At 34.7% G+C, this 25,526-nt stretch carries 21 protein-coding genes and 2 pseudogenes; 14 read left to right on the forward strand and 9 right to left on the reverse strand.

Features of this window, described 5'->3' with window-relative positions:
- Positions 1 to 123: 123 nt before the first annotated feature.
- The 5 genes and pseudogenes from T368_RS17285 to T368_RS0104315 form a co-directional block, all read left to right on the forward strand.
- Positions 124 to 810, forward strand: a pseudogene (locus T368_RS17285) (sodium:solute symporter family transporter); the annotation flags it as partial.
- A 321-nt stretch (positions 811 to 1,131) separates the two neighbouring features.
- A pseudogene (locus T368_RS17290) lies at positions 1,132 to 1,932 on the forward strand (sodium:solute symporter family transporter); the annotation flags it as partial.
- Positions 1,933 to 1,996: 64 nt separating this feature from the next.
- Positions 1,997 to 2,500 (forward strand): hypothetical protein, encoded by a 504-nt coding sequence (locus T368_RS0104305; RefSeq protein ID WP_004088582.1) that lies wholly within the window; start codon positions 1,997 to 1,999, stop codon positions 2,498 to 2,500.
- 208 nt (positions 2,501 to 2,708) lie between these two features.
- A complete protein-coding gene (minD, locus tag T368_RS0104310; RefSeq protein ID WP_004088580.1) occupies positions 2,709 to 3,530 on the forward strand; it encodes a septum site-determining protein MinD in 822 nt (273 codons plus the stop codon).
- A gap of 9 nt (positions 3,531 to 3,539) precedes the next feature.
- Positions 3,540 to 3,779: a cell division topological specificity factor MinE gene (locus T368_RS0104315; RefSeq protein ID WP_004088578.1), complete on the forward strand. Its 240-nt coding sequence runs from the start codon at positions 3,540 to 3,542 to the stop codon at positions 3,777 to 3,779.
- A gap of 125 nt (positions 3,780 to 3,904) precedes the next feature.
- Here the strand turns inward: T368_RS0104315 and T368_RS15870 are convergent, their stop codons facing one another.
- Positions 3,905 to 4,078 carry a hypothetical protein gene (locus tag T368_RS15870; RefSeq protein ID WP_004088576.1) on the reverse strand — a complete coding sequence of 58 codons (174 nt, stop codon included), beginning with the start codon at positions 4,076 to 4,078 and terminating at the stop codon, positions 3,905 to 3,907.
- A gap of 136 nt (positions 4,079 to 4,214) precedes the next feature.
- On the opposite strand from T368_RS15870, the gene fliW reads away from it, so the two are divergent.
- The 4 genes from fliW to T368_RS0104345 all read left to right on the forward strand — a co-directional run bounded on the left by fliW (position 4,215) and on the right by T368_RS0104345 (position 7,621).
- Positions 4,215 to 5,024 (forward strand): flagellar assembly protein FliW, encoded by an 810-nt coding sequence (gene fliW, locus T368_RS14840; RefSeq protein ID WP_004088574.1) that lies wholly within the window; start codon positions 4,215 to 4,217, stop codon positions 5,022 to 5,024.
- A gap of 9 nt (positions 5,025 to 5,033) precedes the next feature.
- Positions 5,034 to 6,230, forward strand: coding sequence for an HD domain-containing protein (locus T368_RS0104335; protein ID WP_004088571.1), 1,197 nt, complete (start codon positions 5,034 to 5,036; stop codon positions 6,228 to 6,230).
- A gap of 244 nt (positions 6,231 to 6,474) precedes the next feature.
- A complete protein-coding gene (ccoS, locus tag T368_RS0104340) occupies positions 6,475 to 6,678 on the forward strand; it encodes a cbb3-type cytochrome oxidase assembly protein CcoS (protein WP_004088570.1) in 204 nt (67 codons plus the stop codon).
- The gene (locus T368_RS0104345) at positions 6,665 to 7,621 is read left to right on the forward strand and encodes an NAD(P)-binding domain-containing protein (RefSeq protein ID WP_004088569.1); all 957 of its coding nucleotides are present in this window, start codon (positions 6,665 to 6,667) and stop codon (positions 7,619 to 7,621) included. Before ccoS ends, T368_RS0104345 begins: the two co-directional genes overlap by 14 nt.
- A gap of 281 nt (positions 7,622 to 7,902) precedes the next feature.
- On the opposite strand, the gene T368_RS0104350 is transcribed toward T368_RS0104345, so the two are convergent.
- The 4 genes from T368_RS0104350 to T368_RS0104365 all read right to left on the reverse strand — a co-directional run bounded on the left by T368_RS0104350 (position 7,903) and on the right by T368_RS0104365 (position 13,528).
- On the reverse strand, positions 7,903 to 8,922 hold the full coding sequence (locus T368_RS0104350) for a YeiH family protein (protein ID WP_004088568.1): 1,020 nt from the start codon (positions 8,920 to 8,922) through the stop codon (positions 7,903 to 7,905).
- A gap of 357 nt (positions 8,923 to 9,279) precedes the next feature.
- Complete coding sequence (locus T368_RS0104355) at positions 9,280 to 11,313, reverse strand: ATP-dependent helicase (RefSeq protein WP_004088567.1); 2,034 nt, start codon at positions 11,311 to 11,313, stop codon at positions 9,280 to 9,282.
- A gap of 164 nt (positions 11,314 to 11,477) precedes the next feature.
- The gene (locus T368_RS0104360) at positions 11,478 to 12,251 is read right to left on the reverse strand and encodes a lysophospholipid acyltransferase family protein (RefSeq protein WP_004088566.1); all 774 of its coding nucleotides are present in this window, start codon (positions 12,249 to 12,251) and stop codon (positions 11,478 to 11,480) included.
- A 29-nt stretch (positions 12,252 to 12,280) separates the two neighbouring features.
- Positions 12,281 to 13,528 (reverse strand): hypothetical protein, encoded by a 1,248-nt coding sequence (locus T368_RS0104365; RefSeq protein WP_004088565.1) that lies wholly within the window; start codon positions 13,526 to 13,528, stop codon positions 12,281 to 12,283.
- A 297-nt stretch (positions 13,529 to 13,825) separates the two neighbouring features.
- Between T368_RS0104365 and T368_RS0104370 the strand changes: the two genes are divergently transcribed.
- From T368_RS0104370 to T368_RS0104390, 5 genes are all read left to right on the forward strand, one after another.
- Positions 13,826 to 14,656: a DUF5718 family protein gene (locus T368_RS0104370; RefSeq protein WP_005217245.1), complete on the forward strand. Its 831-nt coding sequence runs from the start codon at positions 13,826 to 13,828 to the stop codon at positions 14,654 to 14,656.
- Between the two features lie 312 nt (positions 14,657 to 14,968).
- Entirely contained in the window at positions 14,969 to 15,649 is a 681-nt protein-coding gene (locus tag T368_RS0104375) for a F0F1 ATP synthase subunit A (protein ID WP_004088563.1), read from the forward strand.
- Between the two features lie 14 nt (positions 15,650 to 15,663).
- Positions 15,664 to 16,011, forward strand: coding sequence for a hypothetical protein (locus T368_RS0104380; protein ID WP_004088561.1), 348 nt, complete (start codon positions 15,664 to 15,666; stop codon positions 16,009 to 16,011).
- A 71-nt stretch (positions 16,012 to 16,082) separates the two neighbouring features.
- Positions 16,083 to 18,398 (forward strand): hypothetical protein, encoded by a 2,316-nt coding sequence (locus T368_RS0104385; RefSeq protein WP_004088559.1) that lies wholly within the window; start codon positions 16,083 to 16,085, stop codon positions 18,396 to 18,398.
- On the forward strand, positions 18,395 to 20,401 hold the full coding sequence (locus tag T368_RS0104390) for a hypothetical protein (RefSeq protein ID WP_004088557.1): 2,007 nt from the start codon (positions 18,395 to 18,397) through the stop codon (positions 20,399 to 20,401). The genes T368_RS0104385 and T368_RS0104390 overlap by 4 nt, the downstream gene beginning before the upstream one ends.
- A 243-nt stretch (positions 20,402 to 20,644) precedes the next feature.
- On the opposite strand, the gene T368_RS0104395 is transcribed toward T368_RS0104390, so the two are convergent.
- From T368_RS0104395 to T368_RS0104410, 4 genes are all read right to left on the reverse strand, one after another.
- Positions 20,645 to 22,402 (reverse strand): methyl-accepting chemotaxis protein, encoded by a 1,758-nt coding sequence (locus tag T368_RS0104395; RefSeq protein ID WP_004088555.1) that lies wholly within the window; start codon positions 22,400 to 22,402, stop codon positions 20,645 to 20,647.
- Between the two features lie 144 nt (positions 22,403 to 22,546).
- Positions 22,547 to 23,107, reverse strand: coding sequence for a L,D-transpeptidase family protein (locus T368_RS0104400; RefSeq protein ID WP_004088554.1), 561 nt, complete (start codon positions 23,105 to 23,107; stop codon positions 22,547 to 22,549).
- Between the two features lie 123 nt (positions 23,108 to 23,230).
- Positions 23,231 to 23,848 carry an NYN domain-containing protein gene (locus T368_RS0104405; RefSeq protein WP_004088553.1) on the reverse strand — a complete coding sequence of 206 codons (618 nt, stop codon included), beginning with the start codon at positions 23,846 to 23,848 and terminating at the stop codon, positions 23,231 to 23,233.
- Positions 23,849 to 23,868: 20 nt separating this feature from the next.
- The coding region (locus T368_RS0104410) for an ATP-binding cassette domain-containing protein (protein ID WP_051591320.1) at positions 23,869 to 25,526 on the reverse strand (1,658 nt) is incomplete at its 5' end.

Raw genomic sequence — 25,526 nt, forward strand, 5'->3', positions numbered from 1 at the left:
CTGTATAAATGTTACTTATTGTATTTAATCCACTTTTTTCGAAGACAAATAGAAACAGATTTAACAACTTATACTATTATGAAGTCTTAATGCCATGAAAATTAACTTTATATAGGAGATATTATGAATACACTTGAAGTGCAAAGTCTAGGCTTCCCTATTTTTGCTACTTTTGGCTTATATGCTGTGGTAATGATAGGTATTGGATTATATTTTTGGCGAAAGACAAAAAATCCTGAAGAATTTTTCCTTGGTGGAAGAAGTATGGGTCCAGCGGTGAGTGCCTTATCTGCTGGGGCGTCTGATATGAGTAGTTGGCTACTTATGGGTCTGCCCGGGGCATTGTATGTTGCAGGGCTTTTAAACGCATGGATTGCCATTGGGCTTAGCATTGGCATGTTTTTAAACTGGCTTTTTGTGGCAAAAAGACTTAGAATCTATACAGAAGTCATTGATAATTCAATCACTATCCCGGATTATTTTGAGACAAGATTCTCTGATGATAAGCATATTTTGCGACTTATTTCAGCGATTGTTATCCTTGTGTTTTTTGTGTTTTATATCTCATCTGGGCTTATTGCTGGGGCAAAACTTTTTGAGCAAACTTTCCATATTGATTATCAAATATCACTTATGATTGGTGCTGGAATTATCGTTATTTATACTTTTTTTGGTGGATATTTGGCGGTTTGCTGGACTGATCTTTTGCAAGGTGTGCTTATGATGTTAGCCTTAATTGTAGTGCCTATTGTTATGCTAAATCAAATCGGTGGCTTAAGCGAGGCAAAAAGCTATATACAAAAAAGTGATGAAGTCCATAATGAAAGAGTGCTAAAAACACAACAATACCTTGATACCGATGTCAATACAATTTTAGATGAAATCAAACAAGCACAAAACAATAAAGATATTGATACTATCAAGCAGAATCTACCCATGCTTATAGAATCTTTAAATACGCTAAGTGAAATCAGCAATAACACTAAAGACTTTAGCACACTTGCAAATGAAGCAAATGACATAAATGCAACTCTCTCAAATCCACCAAAAGATGTTGATAAAAAGATTCAATCCTTGCTTTCTAGCATAGATTCTGCTATTACTGCCTCTATGGAAGAAAAAGCACATTTTTCTTTCTTTCAAGGGGTTACGCTGCTTAGTGTAATATCTGCTATTGCTTGGGGGCTTGGCTATTTTGGACAGCCACATATTATTGTGCGTTTCATGTCTATCCGCTCTACAAAGGACATTCCAACAGCGACTATCATAGGTATGTCATGGATGATTATAAGCCTTATTGGTGCGTGTTTTGTGGGTATGTTGGGCTTAGCTTATGCTACAAAGTTTGATATAAGTTTTAGCGATCCTGAAAAGATATTTATCATTATGTCCCAAACGCTTTTTAATCCATGGGTTACTGGAATCTTACTTTCTGCCTTGCTTGCTGCGATTATGAGCACAGCGAGTAGTCAGCTTTTAGTATCTGCTTCAACTGTGGCAGAAGATTTTTACAAAAAGATTCTAAAGACTGATGCGACACCAAAGCAGGTTATGTTTTTTAGTAGAGCAAGTGTTTTAGTCGTGTCATTTGTTGCGTTTTTCATCTCTACAAATAAAGATTCTAGCATTCTTAGCATTGTGGCGTATGCTTGGGCTGGATTTGGTGCGAGTTTTGGTAGTGTTATGCTATTTTCTTTATTTTGGCGGCGAATGACTAGAATGGGTGCTATTGCTGGTATGATAACTGGTGCGGTAGTCGTGGTATTGCATAATAACTTCTTTTACACATATTTTCCTATTTATGAGATTGTGCCGGGCTTTGTATGTGCGAGTATTGCTATCATTCTTGTGAGTTTAATGCAGCCTGTGAGACCGGGAACTAAAGAAGCATTTGATAAAATGATGGTAGAAATGAAAGCAGGGAATATTTAAGCTTAAGTATCGTTCTTAGCATATTTTTTGTATAATCTTAGGCTATTGCAAATAAAGGAAGTCAATGCAAAATAAAGATCTAAAACCCATGCTTGCAAAACATGCAAGAGAAATTATACAACTACTTATCAGTCAAAATATCCATTTTTCTGTGCAGTGTAGTCGGCATAGAGTGCAGTTTGACCCGGAATTACCCGAAGAGATTTCAAGCCAATTTCACCCTATTATAGATTTTATACTTGCAGGTTTTACCTTTGAAAGCATTGAAATATGGCAAGATGATATGTCATTTGAAGCAGGCTTTGGTAAGGATAACTTTCCAAGTCTTGTTGTTATCCCTTTTGCAAGTATTATACAGATTACTATCCCGGTAAATAATAGTGCTGTGCGTGATATATGCGTATTTATGAATGCGATGAATGTGTTAGAGTTAAATATCTTTGGGCAATCAAATGCAATGCAAGATTTTGATGAAACCAAAACACAAGAGATAAAATCAAACGAAGAAGAAGCATTATTAGAAAGCTCTAAAAATGCTATCCTATCAAACCCAAATAATAGATTCTAAAACAATATAAAGAGATTAACCCAAATTATGTAGAATCTAGTCATTATACATTCCAAAAAGATTCTATAACACAAGCTATAAGCTAACATATTTTAAGCGTTTGTCAAGTTACAATATTTTTCAAAGTTTCATATTAATTTATATAAAGCCTTAAAAGTTTGGTTAGAATACATTTTTCAATAATACACAGCAAGACGAAAGGGCATAAATGGGAAACAAGCAAGGCATTGTTATCGCTATCACTTCAGGTAAAGGTGGTGTTGGCAAATCTACTGCTACTGCAAATATCGGTGTTGGTTTAAGTGAGAGTGGTAAAAAAGTCATTGCAGTAGATTTTGATATTGGCTTGCGGAATCTTGACATGATACTTGGACTTGAACGCCGCATTGTCTATGATGTGATCGATGTGATGGAGAATAAATGCAATCTTTCTCAAGCCATAGTCAATCACAAAAGGGCAAAAAATCTCTACTTTCTACCCGCAAGCCAAACAAAAGATAAAACAATACTTGATAAGGATAAGGTCAAAGAGTTGCTTGAGAAGCTGAAACTAGAGTTTGATTATATTTTGCTTGATAGCCCTGCAGGTATTGAGAGTGGTTTTGAGCATACGATATTTTGGGCTGATAGGGCGATCATTGTGGTAACACCTGAAGTTAGCTCAGTAAGAGATAGCGATCGTGTTGTTGGAATCATAGATTCTAAAAGTGATAAGGCAAAGCAAGGCAGTGAGCTAGAAAAACATATTATTGTAAATCGTTTGCGACCAGAATTAGTCGCAAAACAAGACATGCTATCATGCGATGATGTTTTGCAGATCTTAGCCTTGCCTTTGATTGGTATCGTGCCAGAAGATGAAAAGGTGATTGGGGCTACAAATAGCGGTGAGCCAACTATTTTTTCAAAAACAGAGAGTGGTTTAGCTTATGAGAGAATCTCGCGTAGAATCTTAGGGGAAGAAGTGCCATTTGAAACCTTTAAGCAATCAAATGGTTTTATCAGTAATTTAAAGAAATTTTTTGGTTTTTAGGGGGTTATTATGTTATTTCTTTTTAGAAACAAAAGTGAAAGTAGTGGCACCGCCACACTTGCAAAAAATAGACTAAATAATGTGTTAATGAATGAAAGAGGTTTGCAGATTACCTATCTTGATAACCTAAAAAAAGATATTGCAAATCTCATGAAACAATATGCAAAAACACCACATATCGTAGTCAATGCAACAGCACATAGGGATAATACCCTTGATGTTAAAATTTACATTGGAAAAACGGAATAATAAGAATCTTCATGGTAAAATTTTCATGAGATGATGTAGCATCTTAATAGCCATAGCTTATGCAAAGTGCATATTTTGTTTGATCAAATTGTGCTATCTTGTCGTTTGTTTGCGTGATTATGACTCTATTTGTATTGCCACTCATTATTATTTCTAGGAATTTTATCTTTATCATAAGTTTCAATTTTTGTCCCATTGACATAAAGATGAAATAAAAAACGCAGGAAAAGTCCAATTGCAATGCCCTGTGGTAATTTATCTATTTTAGAGATTTTAGTATTTTTTACCCTATCTTTCACTCAATACGCTCATCACTTAGATTTAATACAACTTGTTAAAGCAATATTTTTAGACCACAAGAAACACGGAAACTTTACACATAAGGCACACATTTTGCTTTACTGCATGTTGATAAAACGCATATATGGAACTTATATGAAGAACAAATATCTTTTAAAATCAAATATCAATAACGCACACAGAGTGATTTGCCAAGATAATCATGAAGTAATTTTAGAGAAAATAGATTCTGTGTTTGCAAAAATGCTTTATCCACAGACTAATACAAGCGGTGAGCAAAATCAAGGGCTATTTGCCTCCCATGTGAAAGGATTGAATCTTTTAAGCAAAAAAAGCTTATCAATGAACTATGCAGATGATGAAGCCATAAAAAAATACAATCAAAAAGCAAATGTGCAAACCACACAAAAAGATATTAATGACGCTATTTTACACACACAAAAGCAAAACACACAAATACTATCAAAGCATCTAAAAGCAAAGCATAATAACACAACACAGCACAATGATGATTTCTTTAATGCAGCTGCCTTGCAAGAGCAAAGAAATTGCTCACTTGAAGATAAACTAGCCCTAAACTCAAATTTAGATAGCCTAAAAAATCTCATCGCACCTATGCAGATAAAACAAGATAGAGAGATAACGCAAGAAAAAGAGAAAGCAAAAGAGAGTGAGCCTATGGTATTAGCCCTTGTGAATCCTTATAAATTACGCGATTATTCCTTTATGATACCAGAGTATTTGACACTCATTTTACATATTACAAAAAAGAGCAAATTGCTTGTATATTGTCCGCTTGATTTAAATAGCCCTTTAGAATCTTCAGAGATTAACTATCTTTTTCCTATTATTTTTAATACAGAGACAAAGTTTGCCGCACAGATTCCATTATCAATTATGGATTATCCGGATTTTAATAAGCAAAAATTAAGGGATTTTCTATAAAGGATTGTTATGCAGCAAACCTCACATTTAAATAAAAAGCTTTTAGAGAGAATTTTTACAAGTGCATCTATTAGAAGGTGGAATGATAAAGCCGTGCCGCTTGACTTTGTAGAGCTAGATAAACAAGCACATAAGGTAATCCTTGCCTATATCTTTGCAAAGTATGAAGAAAATGAAGGCAGAAGCATTAATTACACAAAGCTAATACGACAATTTTTATTTGAGTTTTTTGAACGCATTGTGCTAACAGATATTAAACCGCCTGTATTTCATAAGCTAAAGAGTGCGCATGGCAAAGAGTTAGCAGCGTTTGTAGCACAAAGCCTTGCAAATGAATTGCAGGGGTTTGACTTTTTTCACTCAATGCAGAGTTATCTTGCTGAAAAAAATGATGATTTAGAGACAAAGATTTTACAAGCAGCACATTTTTATGCGTCTAAATGGGAGTTTGATATTATCTATCATTTTAATCCAAAACTCTATGATATTGAGAATATTAAGGCAATTATAGATTCTCAAACAGAGAGCTTTTATGATTTAGTAGGTATGAGAAATCTCTATCTCTATCAAGATATAAAAGAGCTTGTTGGCATGTTTGCAGAGCTTAGATTCCAAAAGAGATGGAGTCAAACGCCGCGTATCCCGCAGACTTCAGTCTTAGGACACATGCTAATGGTGGCAATTTGTGCGTATCTTTTGAGTGTGAATCTTGGTGTATGTGAGAAAATGCAGATTAATCACTTTTTTGGCGGGCTTTTCCATGATTTGCCTGAAGTTTTGACAAGGGATATTATCTCGCCGATAAAGCGGTCTGTAAAAGGGCTCGACTCTTTTATAAAAGGTATTGAAAAAGAAGAAATGGAGGCAAAGATTCTAAGCAAACTTCCGCATTTTATCCGCAATGACCTTATCTATTGGACTGAAGATGAGTTTGCAAATCGCTATAAAGAACATGATAAAGTGATATTTGCTAGTGATATAAATCAGCTTTTAACTCAATATAATCATGATAAATTTCAGCCTATATGTGGGGAGTTGCTAAAATTTTGCGATAAATTAACCGCCTTTCTTGAAGCGCGCATTTCTATCGCACATGGTGTAAGCAGCCCTGATTTAGTCAATGGAGCAAAAGCATTATATGGAGATTTACTGCAAAAAGAGATTCTGGGTGTAAATATTGGGCTTATTGTGCAGGATTTTATGTAAAAGTGGTTTAGAAGCGTGTATCAAAAATTTATGATAATGAAAATATAAAGGTGTTTGTGTAATCATATCTTTAGAATAGAATCTAGCGTTATTTAGATTCCATGATTTTATAAGTGAGTTTAAAAGAAACACATTTTATTGCATATAGTTACTATTTGTGTATATAAAAACATAATGATTGTAATTTTCTTAAAAAATGTTCGTTATAATCGTGCTTCACATTGTTTTACAAAAGGGAGATTCTATGAGTAGTTGGGTTGTCATGCTGATGCTTGGCGTATCACTATGTATGGGATTTTTAGGCTTAGTTGCTTTTTTATGGGGGCTAAGAAGTGGGCAGTTTGATGATAAAGAAAAAATGATGCGTGGTGTGCTTTTTGATAATGTTAGCGACCTAAATAACATGGCAAAACAAGATAAAAAGGATAAAAAACATGAAAATCTATGATGTTGTAATAGTTGGGGCTGGACCCGGTGGTATCGCGAGTGCGATTGAGTGTAAAAAGATGGGTATTGAAAATATTGTGCTGCTTGAGAAAACAGATAATATTTCTGCGATGATACGCGAGTATTACAAAGATGGAAAGCGTGTTGATAAGGATTATAAGGGGCAGGTGGTAACACTTGCTGGGCATATACCCTTTAGCGATGGTAATAAGGAAAGCACACTGGAGCTTTTCTCAAAACTTTTAGATGAAAATAGCGTTGGGATAAAACTGCAACATGAAGTCGATAATGTCAGCAAAAAAGATTCTATGTTTATCGTAAGGACTACAAATAATGTGGAATTTCGCACAAAGCATGTGATTATTGGTATCGGAAAAATGGGTAAGCCAAATAAGCCGAGCTATCCACTGCCTACAAGTTTGCGTAAAAAGATTAACTTCAATGTCAATGATTGTGTGGCGGGTGAAGAGATCTTAGTCGTTGGTGGTGGTAACTCTGCGGTTGAATACGCCATTGCCCTAAATGCGATGACAAAAACAACGCTAAACTATCGCCGTAAGGAATTTAATCGCATTAATGATGAGAATGCAAGGGAACTTGAAAAGAGTTTGCAAAATGGCTTAATATCAAAGTTTGGCATTGATATTATTGCAGTTAGCGATAAAGATTCTAAGCTAGAAGTAACCTTTAGTGATGAAAGCGTGGGTGTTTTTGATAGGATTGTGTATGCTATTGGTGGCGTTGTGCCTGTGGATTTTCTAAAGAAATGCGGTATAGAGCTAGATTCTAATGGCGTAGCACAATGCAATGAAGTCAAAGAAAGCAATATCGCTAATCTCTTTGTAGTCGGTGATATTCTTTTCAAAAATGGCGGCTCTATTGCCCTAGCTATGAATGATGCTTATACCATTGCAACAGAGATTTCGAAAAGATTACAAAAATAGTAGAAATAATAATATTTGTTAGATGAGAGGATAAAGGGTAGATATTTTTCTGCTGCTAAATTACCGATGATTATGCTAATCTCTTAACTCATCAATAGCCTTTACAAAATTTACATTTTTTCATTTTTATGTAAAGTTTTCAAAGTTTTCTTATATCCCCATCATTCCTACAACCAAAGTAATACGATAGGTTTTTGTGTATTGATTGGGAAACTTGTCTATTATCCCAACAAACATTTTAAAATATAGAGTCCAACAATGCAAACATAAAAATTTGGAATCTAAAAATACCCAAGTTTTGTTAGCCCATACACAAGAAAAAAGCCGCCAATACAAAGCAGAATAAATAGTATAAAAGCAAGCATGAAAGCCCCACCACCAGCGGATTTAAACTTCTTAAAATCAATCTGCAAACCCAAAGCACTCATAGCCATAGTGAGACAAAATGCCGATACAAACTTACACGCCATAACAATATTATCCGAAAAATCCACATAAGAATGCAGGATAACCACACCCAAAAATCCAAACGCAAACCATGGGATATGCAGCTTCTTACCACCACCATCTTGAGTTTTACTGCATAGCATAGGGACAATTAAAAGCAGGGGTATAAGCAGTATTACGCGTATCATTTTTGTGATAAGGGCAAAATTCGCACATTCATCACTGATAGCCCCACCGGCACCAACGACATTTGCGACTTCATGTAGGGTTAAGCCGATGTATAGCCCCTCTTGCGTGTGTGTGAATGGGATAATGCCGCTTGCATACAAAATGGGATAGGCAAACATCGCGATTAAACCAAAGATTACCACAGTGCCAACAGCAATAACGCCCTTATAGGCTTCTGATTTCAAAGAAGATTCTAAAGCAAGGATTGCCGCTGCCCCACAAATCGCACTACCACCACTAACTAAAATCGCAATATCTCTATCAAGCTTCAGCCACTTCATGCCAATCCACACACCAAGCCCCATGATACAAACCACGACAAACACACACGCCGCAATGCCGATAAAGCCCACTTCCCCAATCTCTGCTATTGAGACATTAAAGCCATACAGGATAATTCCAAAGCGAAGTATCTTTTTTGCACTAAAAGTTACGCCAAGCCCAATAGAATCTTGTTTTTTGTGATAAACAAATGAGAGTAAAACCCCAAGCAAGATTCCAATAATAAGTGGTGAAAGAGAAAGGGCAGCAATGGAGGGGATTCTAACAATAGCAATGCTTAAGAAAGCAAGCAAGGCTACTGCCACGACGCCTAAAATATAGTTTTTTGCAATATTTACTTGCATAAAGTTCCTTTCAACCTAGAATACGGGCTATTTACAACAAATCTAAGTCATAGTGATAGCCTTTGTAAGCGTTATTGTATAAGACTAGCATAACCAAAGATACAATGCAAAATACTTTTACAAGATAATTTTACATAGAGTTACGAAGAGTTACGAAATATGTGTTTTAGATTCTAAGTAAGACAAAATACATATATCTACATTCCATATTCCATCTAACTCAGATTATCCACATTTACGCCCTACAACATGGAATCTATATTATAAGATTCTAAAAAGCATTTTTTTGTTTATCAATTTAGAAATGAAAATATTGTGAGAATTATTTTAGACGAAGTAATAATATGGTAACTACATTCATGCAAAATCTTGCTTGTTCAATAATCCCCCTTCAAATAAAAAAGCTGATGGCTTATATGAGGTTTTGCTATCTTGCTTTGCATAAGAGAGATAGAGATACTCTTTTGCCCTAGTTAAAGCTACATAAAAAAGTCGTCTTTCTTCTTCAATGCTTCCACCCCTTGCTGCAAGCTTATGATTTGGGAATCTACCATCCATTAAATCCACTACAAATACACATGAAAACTCCAATCCTTTACTCGCATGCACGCTTAAAAGATTTACCCCATCTTCCTCATTTATATCACTACCACCAAGCACCATTGCATTTAAAAAGGACTGAATATTTGAGTAGTTTTCACTGATATTACACAGGATATTAAGACGCGATAATAGCCTTTTTTTAGAATCTTCATAGAGTGTTTCATCTTGCTTTCCATCTTTGGTTTTTGAGCGATCTTTGAGTAGAGATTCTGTATAATTTTTATAAAGTGGTGTTTCTATTAGATTTTGTAATAGAGACCTTGGCGTGAAAACAGCATTATTTTCCTTATAAGCAGTAAAAAAATCATTAAAAAACAAGGCTGCTTCTCGTTCAATTTTAGGATGTGAGAAAAGCGGGTGTGAGTGAAAATCTTTGTGTAAAAGGTTATTGAATCTAGAGCATTCCTCATGGCGAAAAAAGTCATCAAATAGCCCCAAACCGCTATTTATAGTCTTTTTTGGATAGCACTCTTTTGTCCTATCTGGTGTTAATAAACCCTTTTTGCAGTTGCCATGCCCTAGAATGATTAAGGCTTCAAAAATATCTTTTGCAATGCTATTTCCAATACCTTTTGCATGGCTTAATATATGAATGTAGCTCATCATATCTCGCTCATTTGTAAGCACACTGCATAAACATAGTAAAAACTCAATCTCTTTAGAATCAAAAAAGCTCCCACTCCCCTTTCTCTTACTGCCAATATGAAGCGCTCTTAATGCTGCTTGCAGACCATCGGCACTGACATTATTACGATAAATAATAGCAAAATCATTATGGGGCAAACCCTCTCTTTCATGTATCTCTTTTATCCGCTTTGCAATACCACTATATTGTGAAAACATATCTTCATACACAAGCACAGAGGGCAGGTGTGCTATGCCACTTTTTATCACCTCAAGGCTTTTTGGATAGATTCTGGGATTATGTGAGATGACTTTATTTGCAAGGTCTAAAATGTGCTTACCTGAGCGATAATTTTTACTCAAAGAAAACACATTTGCATTTGGATAATTCTCCACAAAGTTTGTAATAATGCTAATATCTGCACCATTAAACGCATAAATGCTTTGGTCATAATCTCCCACGCAAAAAAGGCTTTGTGGTGAAATCGCACGAATGATAGAATCTTGCAAGGGATTAGTATCCTGATATTCATCACATAGCACTTCAATATAGGGTATCTCGCCATTCTCTTTTAATCGCACCAACTCTTCTCTATATAAAAGCAATAAGTCGTTATAATCCGCATAAGCATACTCTGCCTTTAGATTCTGAAACTCATCAAAAATATCTTCATAAATATCGATAAAATCCATTTGTTCTGCGTTTTTATTGCTTAGCCATTCCCCATAGCTTTGGTTTATTGTGCTATTTTTATAAAGTGAGTATGAATCATAGAGATATTGATAGGAATAGGGTGCTTTATCAAACTTAAACTGCCGTCTATCATAAATGCTTTTAAATAGAATCTTTAGCTCTCGTGGCTGTTTAAGCGTGATTTTTTTATGCTCTTTTAAATAGCGGTAAGCGACACTATGAAATGTCCCTGCTTCAATCTTATTTGCTAATGTTTTATCAAAGATTTTCCCCACTCGCTCAATCATCTCATGTGAAGCTTTATTTGTAAAAGTAAGCAGTAAAATCTCATGAGGTTTAATGCCCCGCTCAATTAAAGTTGCAATGCGTCCTACAATCGTTGAGGTTTTGCCTGTCCCAGCACTTGCTATTACAAGATTATGCCCTAAGGGGGCATTACATGCTTTGTATTGCTCTTCATTTAATTTCATAATACGCCTTTGTTGAGTGTATAATTTTTATTTCTCAAATACTTTTTAGCATTAAAATAATACTTGAATAAAATGATAAACTAGGCAATGATAAATCAAGCGGTAGTGATGATATTAGTTTGTTGCAGGATATTATGATTCCTAGGAACTAGATTGTGGTTATCTTACGCTCTAATATCTGTAGAATCTGTAGCGGTAGCTAAAGATTCTATATGAGATGGGCTTGTGGAATCGTTTATCGCTTCATTTGGATTTAGCTCATCATAGTGTTTGCAATAAGTTTCAAACATATCTTTTTCAAGCTTTTCATACCAATTTGTATTAAAATCTGGTGTGAAAGCTGGCATACATACCACTCGTGCGACATTTGATTTTACACTAATTGGATTGCTATCATATACCTTTCTAGTATTCACAAATACGATTGGTTGCACCCTTAGATTAAGCTTTTCAGCTAGGATTTTAGCTCCCGGTTTAAAGGGTAGAAACGCCCTTTTTCCCGGTCCCCTTGTGCCTTCAGGGAAAATAACAATAGGGCGTTTTTGACTAAGTCTATCTTTTGCTTCCTTTAAAAGCTGGATAATCCCCTTTTTATCTTCTCTATCAATAAGTATCATTTCAGGTAATTTCAAAGCATAGCCATAAAATGGAAGTTCGCCCAATTGCTTCTTTGCTACCCAGCAAATATTTAAAGGGTGATCTCCCTCAAGGCATACAATATCTGATGCGCTTTGATGATTGACCACAATGAGTTGTGCATCTAAGTCATAGTCCCCTACTTTCTCCATTTTTAGCCCATTTGCAGGGAAAAAGTATTGACAATATCTTCGTGCTAATCTCCCATTCTTCCTTTTTCTTAGAAAATAAATACCAATAATAATACATGCAAGCCCAAGTGCTATAGTGAAAGTAGCAAAATAACCTCTTAATTTTTCCATATTTATCCTTTCTATTTAATTTCTAGAATCTAACGCTTATTTGTGTCATTACGGCTAATCCAACCCACTTTAGAATCAATATTTACTTTATAATAGTCATTCTTTTTATCTATTGCTTCAAGCTTTGTTGGATTTGTGATGACAAATAGCTCTGTTGAATTATGCGTTGGCTGTATCAGCACTCGTGCATTTGGCAAGGTCTTAATACTATAGGTATTTGAAAAGATTCTATACACAATAAAGCCAAGCAATAAACATGAGATAATAGCGGCAAAGTATGAACGCTTTATAAGCGTGATTAATAAAAAGATTCCAAGCAAGATAAAGAGTAGTATGTTTGTAATTTTTAGAAATGAGCTTTTTGGATTAAGATCTTCTTTTATCTCATCATCAAAAGATTCTATATTGATTGTATTTTTAATGCTTAAGGGTATAAACTCATGCTTATTAATATCAAAGTAGCTAAACTCTATAGAATCTAGCTCTTTTGGAATCCTAGCAAGCACATTAACCCGCGCAATTTCATCGCTAAACTTCGTGCCTTGACCAAACTCTTGGTCCTTAATATTTGGCAATCTAAAATCTTCTAAATTACTCCCATTTCCTTCCAACTCAATCAGTATCATATTGTTATTATCATCGTAACTCTCAAGTGTGTAATCAATAATTTTTAGACTATTTGCTACAACGCCACTATATCCTTGCGTCTTATTTAGGGCTTGTGCTTGAAGATCTATAGAATCTGTTTGCATAGAATCTTGCAAATAGTTATTTTGCACATGCACTACAAGTGAGGGGATAACTACCTTTGGCTTTATAATCTTAAAGGTATATGTCGCGGTGTAGTAGTCGCCTTCTTTTTGCCATTCGCTTTCTTTTATGGGTTGCACACTTTGGGATTTAGCACTTTTATCTTGTGCTTCAAGCGATGGGTTAAATTCTGTATAAACAATGCGTGCTTCATCTAGTAGCACAAGACGATAAGTAATGCTTATGTATTGTCCTACATATAGGGTTTGCTCCCTTAGGTTATCTATATCTGTTAGCGTTGTGATATTTAGAATCTTTGCTTGTTCTGTATTATCTGTTGAAGTTATGGCTTCATCATTTTCATCATTATTTAAAACACTATTTGCAATATCGCTTGGAATCTCATCTATCGCATAAAGTGGATTTATACACAATAGCACAAAGCATAGCATAATGCCCTTTAGATAGTTGAAAAATGTAGTTTTTGTAAATATAGAATCTAATATCGCATAAAAGCGTGATAGCATTGCTTATATCCTTTTGTGTCGTGTATTTGTAAAATCCCGCATTATAGCATATTGTTAGCATTAAAATCTAAAAACATTTGTTTTTATATCTGCTTTTTGTATGATGTAAAATGTTACCACAATATACACTTATTTTAAAAAGATAAATTTATATGTAGAATTTTTACAATTTTGCATAAATTACAGACTATACTTTGTGCTTGTATAAGGCATAGGTGTTATTACCTTATATGTGTTTATGTATTGCATTTTACTTCAATTTAGTATTTATTTTTGTTTAGAGTAAGGAGCAGGGCAATGAAAGAGTATTTAGGATTTGGTATCGCAGGTAATTTTGCAAACCATTTAGAACAAGCGGGCGAGGCGAGTGATTTCGTGCATGTTGTAAGTGATGAAGAGGGCGCACCAAAGGGCATATTTCCATTCTACATTCCAAAGGATAATACATTTTTAGGGCGTTACTGCATTGATAATAAAAAGATTTTGTTACCAAAAGATACAGGATTACGCGCACAAGCAGAGCCAGAAATAGGGCTTGAATGTGAAGTTGTATATGAGCAAGGAAAGGTAAAGACGCTTATCCCAAAGTTTTTCATGGCATTTGATGATACTTCAATACGAAATGATAGCAATGCTACAAAGATTAGTCAAAAAAAGAATTTTTCAGCCGCTTCAAAGGGTTGTGGTTTAAGGCTTCCTATTGATAAGTTTGAAAAAGGTGGGATTTGTGATGATTATTCCTTAACTTCGTTTTTAATCTGTGATGGTAAAGCCCATCAATATGGCGATAATGCGAAACTAACAAATTATAGTTACTTTTATCAAAAGCTGATTGATTGGATAGTAAAAAAACTCAATACGCAAGAAGACCATGCTGTTTTAGAGAATCTTGATGAGATTATTAAAAGGGCTGATTATCCATCAAAAATACTTATAGCTATTGGTGCGACAAGCTATACAGAGTTTGCTGAGACTAGATTTTTGCAAGAAGGCGATGAGGTATGTGTAGTTACCTACAATCATAATAAATATAGTAATGAAAAAATTAAAGACTTGATAGAGCAAGGCGTATTAAGCCTTAAAGATGCTTCAATCGTGCGTCAAGAAGTCGTGCGTAGTGTGGATTGATATAACTCAGTTTAGGGTTACTTAAGAGTTGCGTTACATAATGGAACATATTGCCGATTTTTGGAATCTACTGCCTAAAAGCCCTTTATATTTTCCGTTGCGGTTGTGTTTGAGTCGTTTCTTTCGGTAGCGGTGGGTTAAGCTCAACTTTTAATTTTGGAACTTATTGTGTTGTGGGGGTAAATATTTGGCATTGTAGTAAATCGCTTTAACGCGAAATATTTTGCCATCACTTGTATATGCAGTTTTTAGCTATTCTTAAGTGTTTTTTAGATAGAATCCAGCTTATTGTTTTTATAAAAAAGGATAGACATGGAAGAAAGACTCTTTACATTTGCGGGGTTAATCAGCACCGACCATGCGTTTATTACAATCTTTTACACTATTTTATGTGCGGCTGTAACTATTGGCATTAGCATGTTTGCTGTGCGAAAGCTACAAGCTGTGCCGACAGGTATGCAGAACTTTTATGAGTGGATTATCGGCGGTATGCTTTACATTGGTAAGGATTCTTTAGGTGAGAAGTTGGCACGCAAATATTTTCCTTTAGCTGGGACGATAGGCATTTTGGTATTTTATTGCAATGTTATAGGTATGATTCCGGGATTTGAAGCACCTACCGCAAGTATTAGCTTTACTTTGGTTTTGGCGCTAATCGTGTTTTTTTACTACCACTTTGAAGGCATTAGGGCAAATGGTTTTGGTAAATATTTTGGACATTTTGCAGGTCCTATAAAGCTACTTTCACCATTGCTTTTCCCTGTTGAGATTATCTCACATTGTTCTCGTATTATCTCGCTATCATTCCGTTTATTTGGGAATATACGCGGTGATGATATGTTTTTACTTGTAATGTTGCAGCTCGTCCCTTGGGTCGTGCCACTTTTACCATTTGGAATCCTTATGTTTATGGCTGTATTGCAGGCATTTGTATTTATGATTCTCACTTATGTATATTTGGCAAGTGCTGTTTTATTGGATGATGAGCATTAAAAGCTACAAAGACAATGTATAAAACCGAAATGAGACGCTTTTTAGCGGCGATGGAGTTTTGTTGTGGTTTTCTCTTTGGTGTAGCACTTTTTGGGGCAACTTTTACCTTTCTTATTACACCTGATTTGTTTCCGGCAATATTATTTGCTGTATGTGTTTTTGCCTTTTTTATTTTCCTTGCCGCTATCGTGCGTTATTGTATTATGCGTATAAAGATTGCTGATGAAATGTTACGCATAGCTTTAGAAACACAAGATTTACAAGAGCAATATTTGCAAAATAGAATCTCACAAGATAGTATTTCGCAAGATGGGCTTTTGCAAACCACACAAGCAACATATACGCAAGATGTGGAAAAATAGGTATATAGAGTCTCATTGTGTGTGGTTATGTGAAGTAAGCATTTTTTAGTTATATAGCAAGGGGTTGGGCTGTGAAAACAAAAAAGAAGGATAAAAATACACAGCATATTGCGATCTTGCATGACTATCTAGCATTAATGCCACAAGACCCAAGTAAAAGAATGCGAACTTTTTTTAATCTACTTTATGTGCAAGATTCCCCACACTATATACTTTTAGAAGATCCTTTGCAAATACTAAAAAATGCTGAAGAATTAAAAGACTATGATATATATGAAGCTGCTAGTTTATTACTTGCGTGCAATGAGAATAATCTCAATACTTTTATGATGATTCCAAGCTTTCTTACACTTTGCAAAGTTTGTTGTAAAAAGTTTGTGTCTATGCCTACAAAACATTATTTAAACTACATTAAATATTTACAAGTAAGCATTTTGTATCATATTGATTCTAAAGGTATAAAGCAAGTCATAAAGCATATAAAGCTATTGCGAGAACATGGTATTATAAGCTTCCATGAGCAAAAATGTATCGAGGTATTAACCCAGAGCGATATTACAGAATCACAAGAAAAGACAAGCACAAATAAAGCATTTGCAAAATCTTTTATACATTTATCCCCAGACAAAACGCCACTTTTTAATCAATTTAATGCCATAGCGAAAGTAAAGAAGATTCTAAAAAAACTCTCATGGACTAAGAATCTAGTCTTTTTTTGTGAAGAAGATTTTACTAAAAAAGTCGTAGTTTTAGGCGGACAAAAAACAGGAAAATCAACACTTCTAGCAACCATGCTTTATGATGGTAAAAAATCTACTGAATCTAACATGCCATTGGAAGCAAAAGCACCCATTGAATACCATTATGGTAAAGGTCCAGCTAGTGTAGTCTATATGCACTTAAATGATCTACAAACCCTGCAGGAATCACCCATAATAGATACCGCAAAACATTATAAAAACTTGCAAGAAACCTTTCATGATTGCTTAAAAAATGGGAGTGAAAAAATAAAATATGAAAAAATCTATGATTCATATTTTAAGAACAATAAAATCGCTATTGTAGATCGCATTATTGTCCCACAGGATTATGTGTTGTTGCAGTTTATGAGATTTATTAATACCCCCTCACTCATACCCCAGACTTTTCGCCATTTGCAAGTGTATGACTATACCGCAAAAAGCGATATGATTCTGTATTTAGCTAATCTTAATGAGTTAAATGCGGTATTATCTTTTGATAAAATCATTGCTATATTACTGCGTTTAGTAAAAAAGCAAAATATCTCTCACATTCATTTTATTGTAACGCATATTGACAAGGCAAATATGACCTTGCGAAAAAAACAAAGCCTTTGCCAAAAAATACAAAATGCACTAGAAGAGCGGTTGAAACACGCACAAAAAGAAAGACAAAAAAGTCTTGCAAAGCTGCATTTTCACTTCATTACCGCAGGGGTAGCCCACTCAATGAGATGTGGGGCAAGTGCTTCTGAAAGTGGATTTGACATAGCAACTAGCGGGATTTTAGAGCTAGAATCTATGCTTTTCACACATATATTTAACACCCCATCAACACATTTTAATATCCAAATGCTAGAAAATATATTAAAGCTTTGCAAACTCCCTAAAGAATCTAGGCAAATAGATTCTATAAACAAAGATGAGATAAAAACACAAATAAATCACATAAAATCCCTATGCAAAGAAGTTTTAAAAAGACTTCCAGCACAATATTATTCCTTTTATGACGCGTTTGCAAATTTGCGTGATAATCTATATTCACAATTCATACAAGCCCTAAATTATGAAACAAAAAAGCGTGGAAATATCGACATACAAAAGTTAAAAACTTCTATGATACAAAGCCTTATTGTAGGACTAAGAGAGCTTGCTAGAATCTTGCAGGAATACTTTTTTGCTATTAAAGAATTACATGAGATAACAACTCTATTGCATCCAAATAATACAGATTCTATTGCAAAGTTTGCACAAACAAACGAGCATAAAAAGATTCTAGAGCTTATTTTCATGCGATATACAAACAGCATTAAAGCCGACTTTTTTGATGATAGCAACGCCATTGTAGTAGAACACCTTTCCTATCGCCTTGATATTTTATTGCCCAATACGATTAAAAAGGCAGATATACAAGAAGATTCTGTCATAAAGCCTTTGAAAGAAAATTTTGATTACTATTTCTTATTGTTAGAACAAAATATCAATACACTTTTTCATAATAAAATAAATCTTTTTAATACCCAATTAGAGCGACTTGAATATATCTTAGAATCTTGCTTTATCCACTATTTTGAAGAATATAAAGAACAAGAAAAAGAAGACTTTGATACACTCATTTCAATGCTTGTATATGGAGGGAATAAATGAGCTTATTAAAGCAATTTATACAAGAATATGATGATTTATATGATAAGAATCTTAGCAAGGAGGCCACAGGCGATATACTGCAAGAAATAAAACAAGCAGAAAAAATCATTAATATGCCAAAATTGCACCCCACACAAGAGATAAAGCAGTGCTACAAACAGCTAAAAGAACAATATAAAAGCCCCTTGACAATGCAGCTTGTGGGCGATTGCCATCTTAGTATGATTGCCTTTTTAAATGTGCTTTTTAAAGATTCTCTTATACCCCTAAACAACTCTTTAGCACAGAAAAAATTTATCATTCGTTTTTCTCAAGTCTCATTTGCAAGGGCATATTACAAACAAAATAGTGTTAATGTGAATCTACACACGCTTGATTGTTCTTCTAGTAACTTAGAATCTATTGAGTATTTTGAAGTCTTTGTGAATGTAGATTTATTGCAAGAATGCGTGATTATAAAAGAGAGTGATTTTAGCAGTAAAAAAACGCTTAATGCAATAAAAGATTCTGATTGCATTCTATGGGTATTAAATAAGCCAGAAAAACTCAAAAAAGAAGAGTTATTAAAAATCATCAAGAAAAAGCCAAGTATAGCTATAATCGCCTATGATAAAAAAGAGAAAGAAGAGCATGAAATATTAGAGCAAGTATCCACACATAGAAAACAACTCATCTCTCAATACAATTTGCAATCTATCCATGACTTGCATTTATGGAATCTACTTGAGTTTTACAGGCTTGATGAGAAGTTTGCGTTATGTAAAATTCTTAATAATCTCGCCAAACAGCAACTATCAGGCAAGATAAAAACACCAGAAAATATCCTATCCGCACTCGACCAAACAAAGATTCTAATAGTATCTTTTTATGCCCAAAAAGATACATTAAAGCAAGATTCAGCACAAAATACAATCATGCAAGATATTTTAGAGAACATACAAGCAGTCTTGCAAAGGGCGAAGCTAAAAAGGGGAAATGCTATCCTTAAAATAGCACTTGAAAAAAATAAAAATATAGATAAGCATTACAAAATCATTTTTCAGCATTATAAAAAGCTGGATTTAGCCTATGATAAGGCAAGTAAGCACTTTATCACTAGGCTAAATAAGCTTATTAATGATTATAATTATGAAATTTTTGTTAGCATTGCAAAGGGCTTAAAAAGGTATTTAGACAGCATTGTAGAAAGTGTGTTAGATAACTTAGAAACAATTAAGATAAAGACTAGACCAAATCAACCAAAATTCCTTGACATATTGACGAATCGCCGCATTGTATATGAGAGCTTTCAACTCAACAAAGATGAACTACTAAGAGAAATAAAAGATTCTAAAAGCCTTTTAGCAAGAAAACATAAAAATTTATTGCAAAAGCTTATGCGACTTGATTCCTATATCAAGCAAAGTATGCGAGATATTATGCAAAATTTTGAGCGAGTATTGCAAGAATGGGTAGAAGAATCTCATCATATTATCCTACAAAAAAAGCCAAGCTATATTAGCACGGATAGCTATATAAATCTTGAAGAATTCCAGCTAAAAATTTTCCAAGATTTTACACAGCAATATAAAGCCATGATAGATGATTCTCTGTTAAGAATGCACACAGATATTACAACTATAAGTGTATGGGTAGAAGCTACAAAAACTATATTGCTTGAATGCTTAATATTGCGTATAGACCAGAAGTTTCACGCAGACAAAGCCTTAGTAAAGCAGGATAATAAGATACATGCAACCCCACTTGATAAAGTATTTTTACAAGATTGCATTTTAGAGTTTTTACCTGAAAAAATTGAGCAAATTTTTTGTTCCCTGCCTATCTCACACACAATTTTTGATTCTATCCCAAAACAACTTTCACAAATCACAAAAGAGAATGAAAAAACTATCCGCAACAAAATAAGAGAAATTATGGATTTGCGTCAAACACTTAAAAACGGCACAAAGATTTTAGAAAACGCCATTGAGAATGGAAGCGAGATAAACATAAATAATGAATAATTAAGGACTATGTGGAAGATTTAGTTGATAATCTTTTATCTTAGAATCTAAAGTTTATAATATGGATATGGACAATCAAGGAAGATGTAGCAATCCACACCTTGAATTTTTACATCAATTATTGAATAACTCGACAAGCCACCAAGATTTTTCACTAAATGGCAGGATTCGGTAATTTTATAAAAACGCAAATAAATGCCGCAAAAAACCTTATAAAGCAAGTCTAGACCGCATAGAATCTTACTAAAACTTCTTACTATTCACATCATCTAAAATTTTTACTGCCACATTATCTAGTGCGGTGCTTATATCGCGTGAATGATTGGCAATTTTTACATTTTGCTGCGTGATGTCTTCAAGTTGCGAAATGGTATCATTGATTTGATTGACACCTTCAGCTTGTTCTTTAATAGATTCTGTCATATCGTTGATACTCTGCACCAAAAGATTTGTATTTGCTTCAATTTCACCCAAACTTTTTTGTGTGCGTTCGGCAAGCTTTCTCACCTCATCAGCGACAACCGCAAATCCTCTGCCGTGCTCTCCTGCCCTTGCAGCTTCAATAGCGGCATTCAAAGCCAAAAGATTTGTTTGATCTGCAATATCGCGTATGATACCGATGACATTTTTGATATCTTCACTTTGCGCGATGACTTCATTTGTGCGATCACTCACATTTTGCATAGATTGGGCAATCTCTTCTGTGAGAGTGGCAGTTTGTGCAAGTGATGCACTTTGAGTGTTAGCACTCTCTGTAAGCTCAAGCACAGAAGATTCTAACTCTTTAGATTTTACTTCAAGCTCGTTGGCATAGTTTTTAGAGACTGAAAGCATACTCACCATAGAATCTCCTAAGCTATTTACGGCATTTTCAAGCCCTCTAGGATTTTCTATCCTGTCAGTAAAATCATTATTTTTATAAGCTTCAAACACTCTTGCGGTATTTTTGAGATTCTCGCCGACAAGGTTTAAAAGCGTGTGCGACATTTGATTTATCGCATCTTTTAGCTCATTGATTTGCGGATTAAGACTTGTATTTTCTATCACAGAGCCAAATCGCCCCTCCTTTGCTTCTGCTACGACATCTAGCACATCACGCACAAGGTTAGAATCTTTTTGCAGCCCCTCTTGTGTGCGTTTGACATTCTCATCAATCGCCTTTGCCATACGCCCGATCTCATCTTTAGAATCTAGTGGGATAGAATCCATTGTTTTACTCTCGTGGTTGAGATAGGCAAAAAAGGCAAAGACATTGTGCTGTAAGTTTAAGATTCCACGCAAATGGGTGCTGTAAAAGAGCCACATTGATGGGAAAAAGATAAGCAAAAACGCCACCATTGAAATGGCGATATTGCTGTATATCGTTTGAGAGATATTACTCAAAATCCCCTGTGAAGTGGCGTGTGTATAGGTGTCTAGCGTGTCGATATACACACCCGTGCCAATCCAAATATTTGCTGTGTTGGGGATAAGCTGTGCATAAGATACTTTTTGTGCATCAACAAACTTTCCATCTGGCAGGGGCTTAGGGAAAACATAATAGACAAATTTACCCCTTTTGCTCTCATCTTTTGCGCTCTCAAAAAGATCCCTTATGAAATAAGTGCCATTAATGTCCTTTGTATCCCACAGAGACTTGCCTATAATGTCTGTTTGATGTGGATATGCTAAAGCAACCCCTTCTTTATACACAAAATAATAGCTTGATTTATCATCTTCAAAATACATCTTGCTAATGGCTTTAGAAATGATTTGTATCTGCTCCTTTTCATCTAATCCCTTGACAACCTCACCAAGCGCACTCGCCATAGAATCTGTGCTAAGTTTGATTTTTGCTTCAATCTCTTGCTGTAGCATTGCGATGATTTGGGCTTGTGTAGCTTTGGAGGACTTTACTTCTCCTAGTATTGTCAGCACCAAAAATATGACAAATGCTATAAAAAAGCCGATAACAAGGCTTAGGAATTTTGATCTAAGTGAGAGATTATTGTAAAACCTCATTATAATCCCTTTTGTAAGTTTCTAATATTCTAATATATTATCATAAAAATTACAAAATGATTCAAAAAGTAGGATTATTACAACTTTTAAAAGACTTTGAAAAGTTAAGAAAAACTAGGTGGGTATATTTTGCTGTTTTTATCTTCAAGGCAATATATAAATGGGTGTGTTGATACTAATCACTTCATATAATTCTTTCATGCTTGCATTATCAAGGGCTATGCAGCCATCAGTCCAATCGCCATATTGTTTAAAAAGTTCTTTTGCAATATTCATGCCATTTGGTAATCCGTGAATCTTGATATCGCCACCCGCATTTTTATTGTGTTTTTTAGCATTGGCAATATCTAGCTTATTTGGATAACTAATGCCAAGATTTAGAAAATAGCGTGATTTTGGGTTTTTAGAATCAATATAATACAAGCCCTCAGGCGTTTTACTATCACCTTCAAACTCTTTGTGTCCTTGCGGATTTTTACCCAATGCGATATGCGGATAACTTTTTAATAGCTTATTTTTATCATCGTAGAGTTCTAATATTCTTTTTTGTTTATGCACGACAATCTTTGCTACCCTACCTTTTAAGCTTAAGTCTATGGGATATTCTTGTCCCCTTTCTGTCGCAATGCTTATTTGATAAAGTAAGGTTAGGATACAAAAAGTAGCAAAAACTATAATAGCAGTTTTGGTAAGACTTTGTTTCATTGCTTTACTCTAAAAATCTAAATCTATCTGCCTAATACATGCCTTGTCTTACATAAAAACACTTTGTATATAAAGTCGTTCCTTTATATACACTAAGCACATTATGGTTATTTTATTTTGTAATTACTTCTTCTTTGCGGTTGCTTTTGTGCTTGTAGCCTTTGTGCTTTTGATCATTCTGGGCTTTCTTGTAGTGGTTTTTGCTGAAGTGGTTTGATCGCCTATTTTTTCTCCAAGTGTTTGAGTGTCTAAGCCCTCAAGTGCTGATGCGAATATATCAAGCATATCACCTGTTGAGGTCATTTCGCTACTTTGCTCACTCACATTTTTTGGCTCTAGGTTGTAGATGATATTATAGGCTCGTTTCAAAAATGCTTCATTACCTTTTGAAAACTGATAAAAGCATAAAGCTTCTAATCCCTTCGTTCTCACTTCACTTGCCAAAACGCCAAACTCACGATAGTTTGACGCGATTGCAATGCTATCGTAGTTGCCAGAATAAAGTGCTTTTGACACATCTACACTTAAACGCATATTATTGTTTGCTTGACTATTGCCTATTGAGATTCTAAAATAATGCCTATCAAGCTGACTATACCATAAGTCAAGATTGTCTTTTGTGATATATGCGCGTTTTACACAAATATTGTAACCCTCATTTTGCAAATAATCAAAAATAAGTGTCATAAACGCCGCTTCGAGTCTATCACAATCAATAAACAATGCTAAATTCTTTGCCATACTATCTCCTTTAAATAGATTTAAGCGATATAAAAATCTTGGTATACAGATACCATCTTTTTTGTGTAGTCATGTTTTGGATTTGACATTATAGCTTGTGTATGTCCATATTCGACAATTTTACCTTGAAATATGACTGCTACATTATCGCATAAATTTGCAACAACGCCTAAATCATGCGTGATGAGTATATAGCTCACATTATAAGCTTTTTGCACATCATGCAAGAGTTTTAGCGTATTTTTCTGCACGAATTTGTCAAGTGCGCTTGTAGGCTCATCAAGGATTAGAATCTTTGGATTTAGCACCATAGAACGCGCAATGGCTACTCTTTGCCTTTGACCGCCACTTAGCTCACTTGGATAACGAGTAAGCAAACTTCTATCCAAATCTAGCACATTAAAGATTTTTTCAATCTCCTGCATAATAGATTCATCACTCTTTTTTTGCAATTTCAGCCCCTCGCTCACTAAATCTTTTACACGAAATCTTGGATTAAGAGAACTCATAGAATCTTGAAAAACGACTTGCATGTTTTTTCGCATTTCTTTTAAATACCTTTTATCAACTTTTCCATTGTAAGATAAAGTCTGATTAAAATATGAATCTATGCCTTGTGTATCCATGAGATGTAATATACCTTTTGCTAAGGAACTTTTACCGCTACCGCTTTCCCCTATAATACCCAAAGTTTTACCTTCTTGCAAGGTGAGATTAACATTTTTTGTGATTATAGATAGTTTTTTGCGAAAGTATTTACTTTTTTTAACGCCTACACTAAAATCTTTTAGCTGCATTATAGTTGGTGTTTGTGTGGTGTTGTATTGTTTTGTTTCAAGAAAGTTTGCTTGAAAAAGCTTTTGCGTGTAGCTGTGTTTTGGCGTGGAATGAAGTGTAAGGGTTTCTATAATGTGTCCGTTTTGCATAATGATATAGGTATCACAAAGAGCGCGTAAAATACCTAAATCATGTGTGATAAAAAGCATTGCAACGCGGTGTTTTTTTGCAATTTGTTTCAGCAAGTTTATCACCTGCATACTTAAAGACATATCAAGGGCTGTGGTAGGCTCATCACAGATGATTAGCTTTGGATTTGCAACAAGGGCTAGAGAGATTGCCACCCTTTGCCTTTGACCGCCACTTAGCTCATGTGGATAGCGAGTAAGTAAGCTGCAATCAAGCCCGACTTCATTGCAAATAGATTCTATATGTGCTTTTCTTTGTTTAGAATCTCTCATAAGATTATGTATGATAAGCGTTTCTTCAATCTGTTTATATATTTTATGGAGTGGGTTGAGTGAGCTTAGCGGGTCTTGTGGTATGTATGAGATTTCTTTGCCCAAAATATTTTGCATTGAGAGATTTTGCGTTGTTATGGTTTTAGATTTTCTCTCTTTTTGTAATTGCAATAAATCATAATTGCAGAATCTTATCTCACCTTTGTGTATGTTGATATTTGGTTCAAGTCCCATTATAATTCTTGCAAGCAGGCTTTTACCGCTTCCACTCTCACCCGCAAGTCCTAGAATCTGCCCTTGCTTTATTTCTATATTGATATTTTGTAAGCAAAAGTGATTGCGTGTAGATTCTAGAATCTTGTCATTTTGAGCCATAGGCGAAAAATCTTGTTTAGTTTTTACATTAGATACTTCGGCTAACGCCTCAGTATGACAAGCGG

Source organism: Helicobacter bilis ATCC 51630 (assembly GCF_000686565.1).
Taxonomy (GTDB): Bacteria; Campylobacterota; Campylobacteria; order Campylobacterales; family Helicobacteraceae; genus Helicobacter_A; species Helicobacter_A bilis.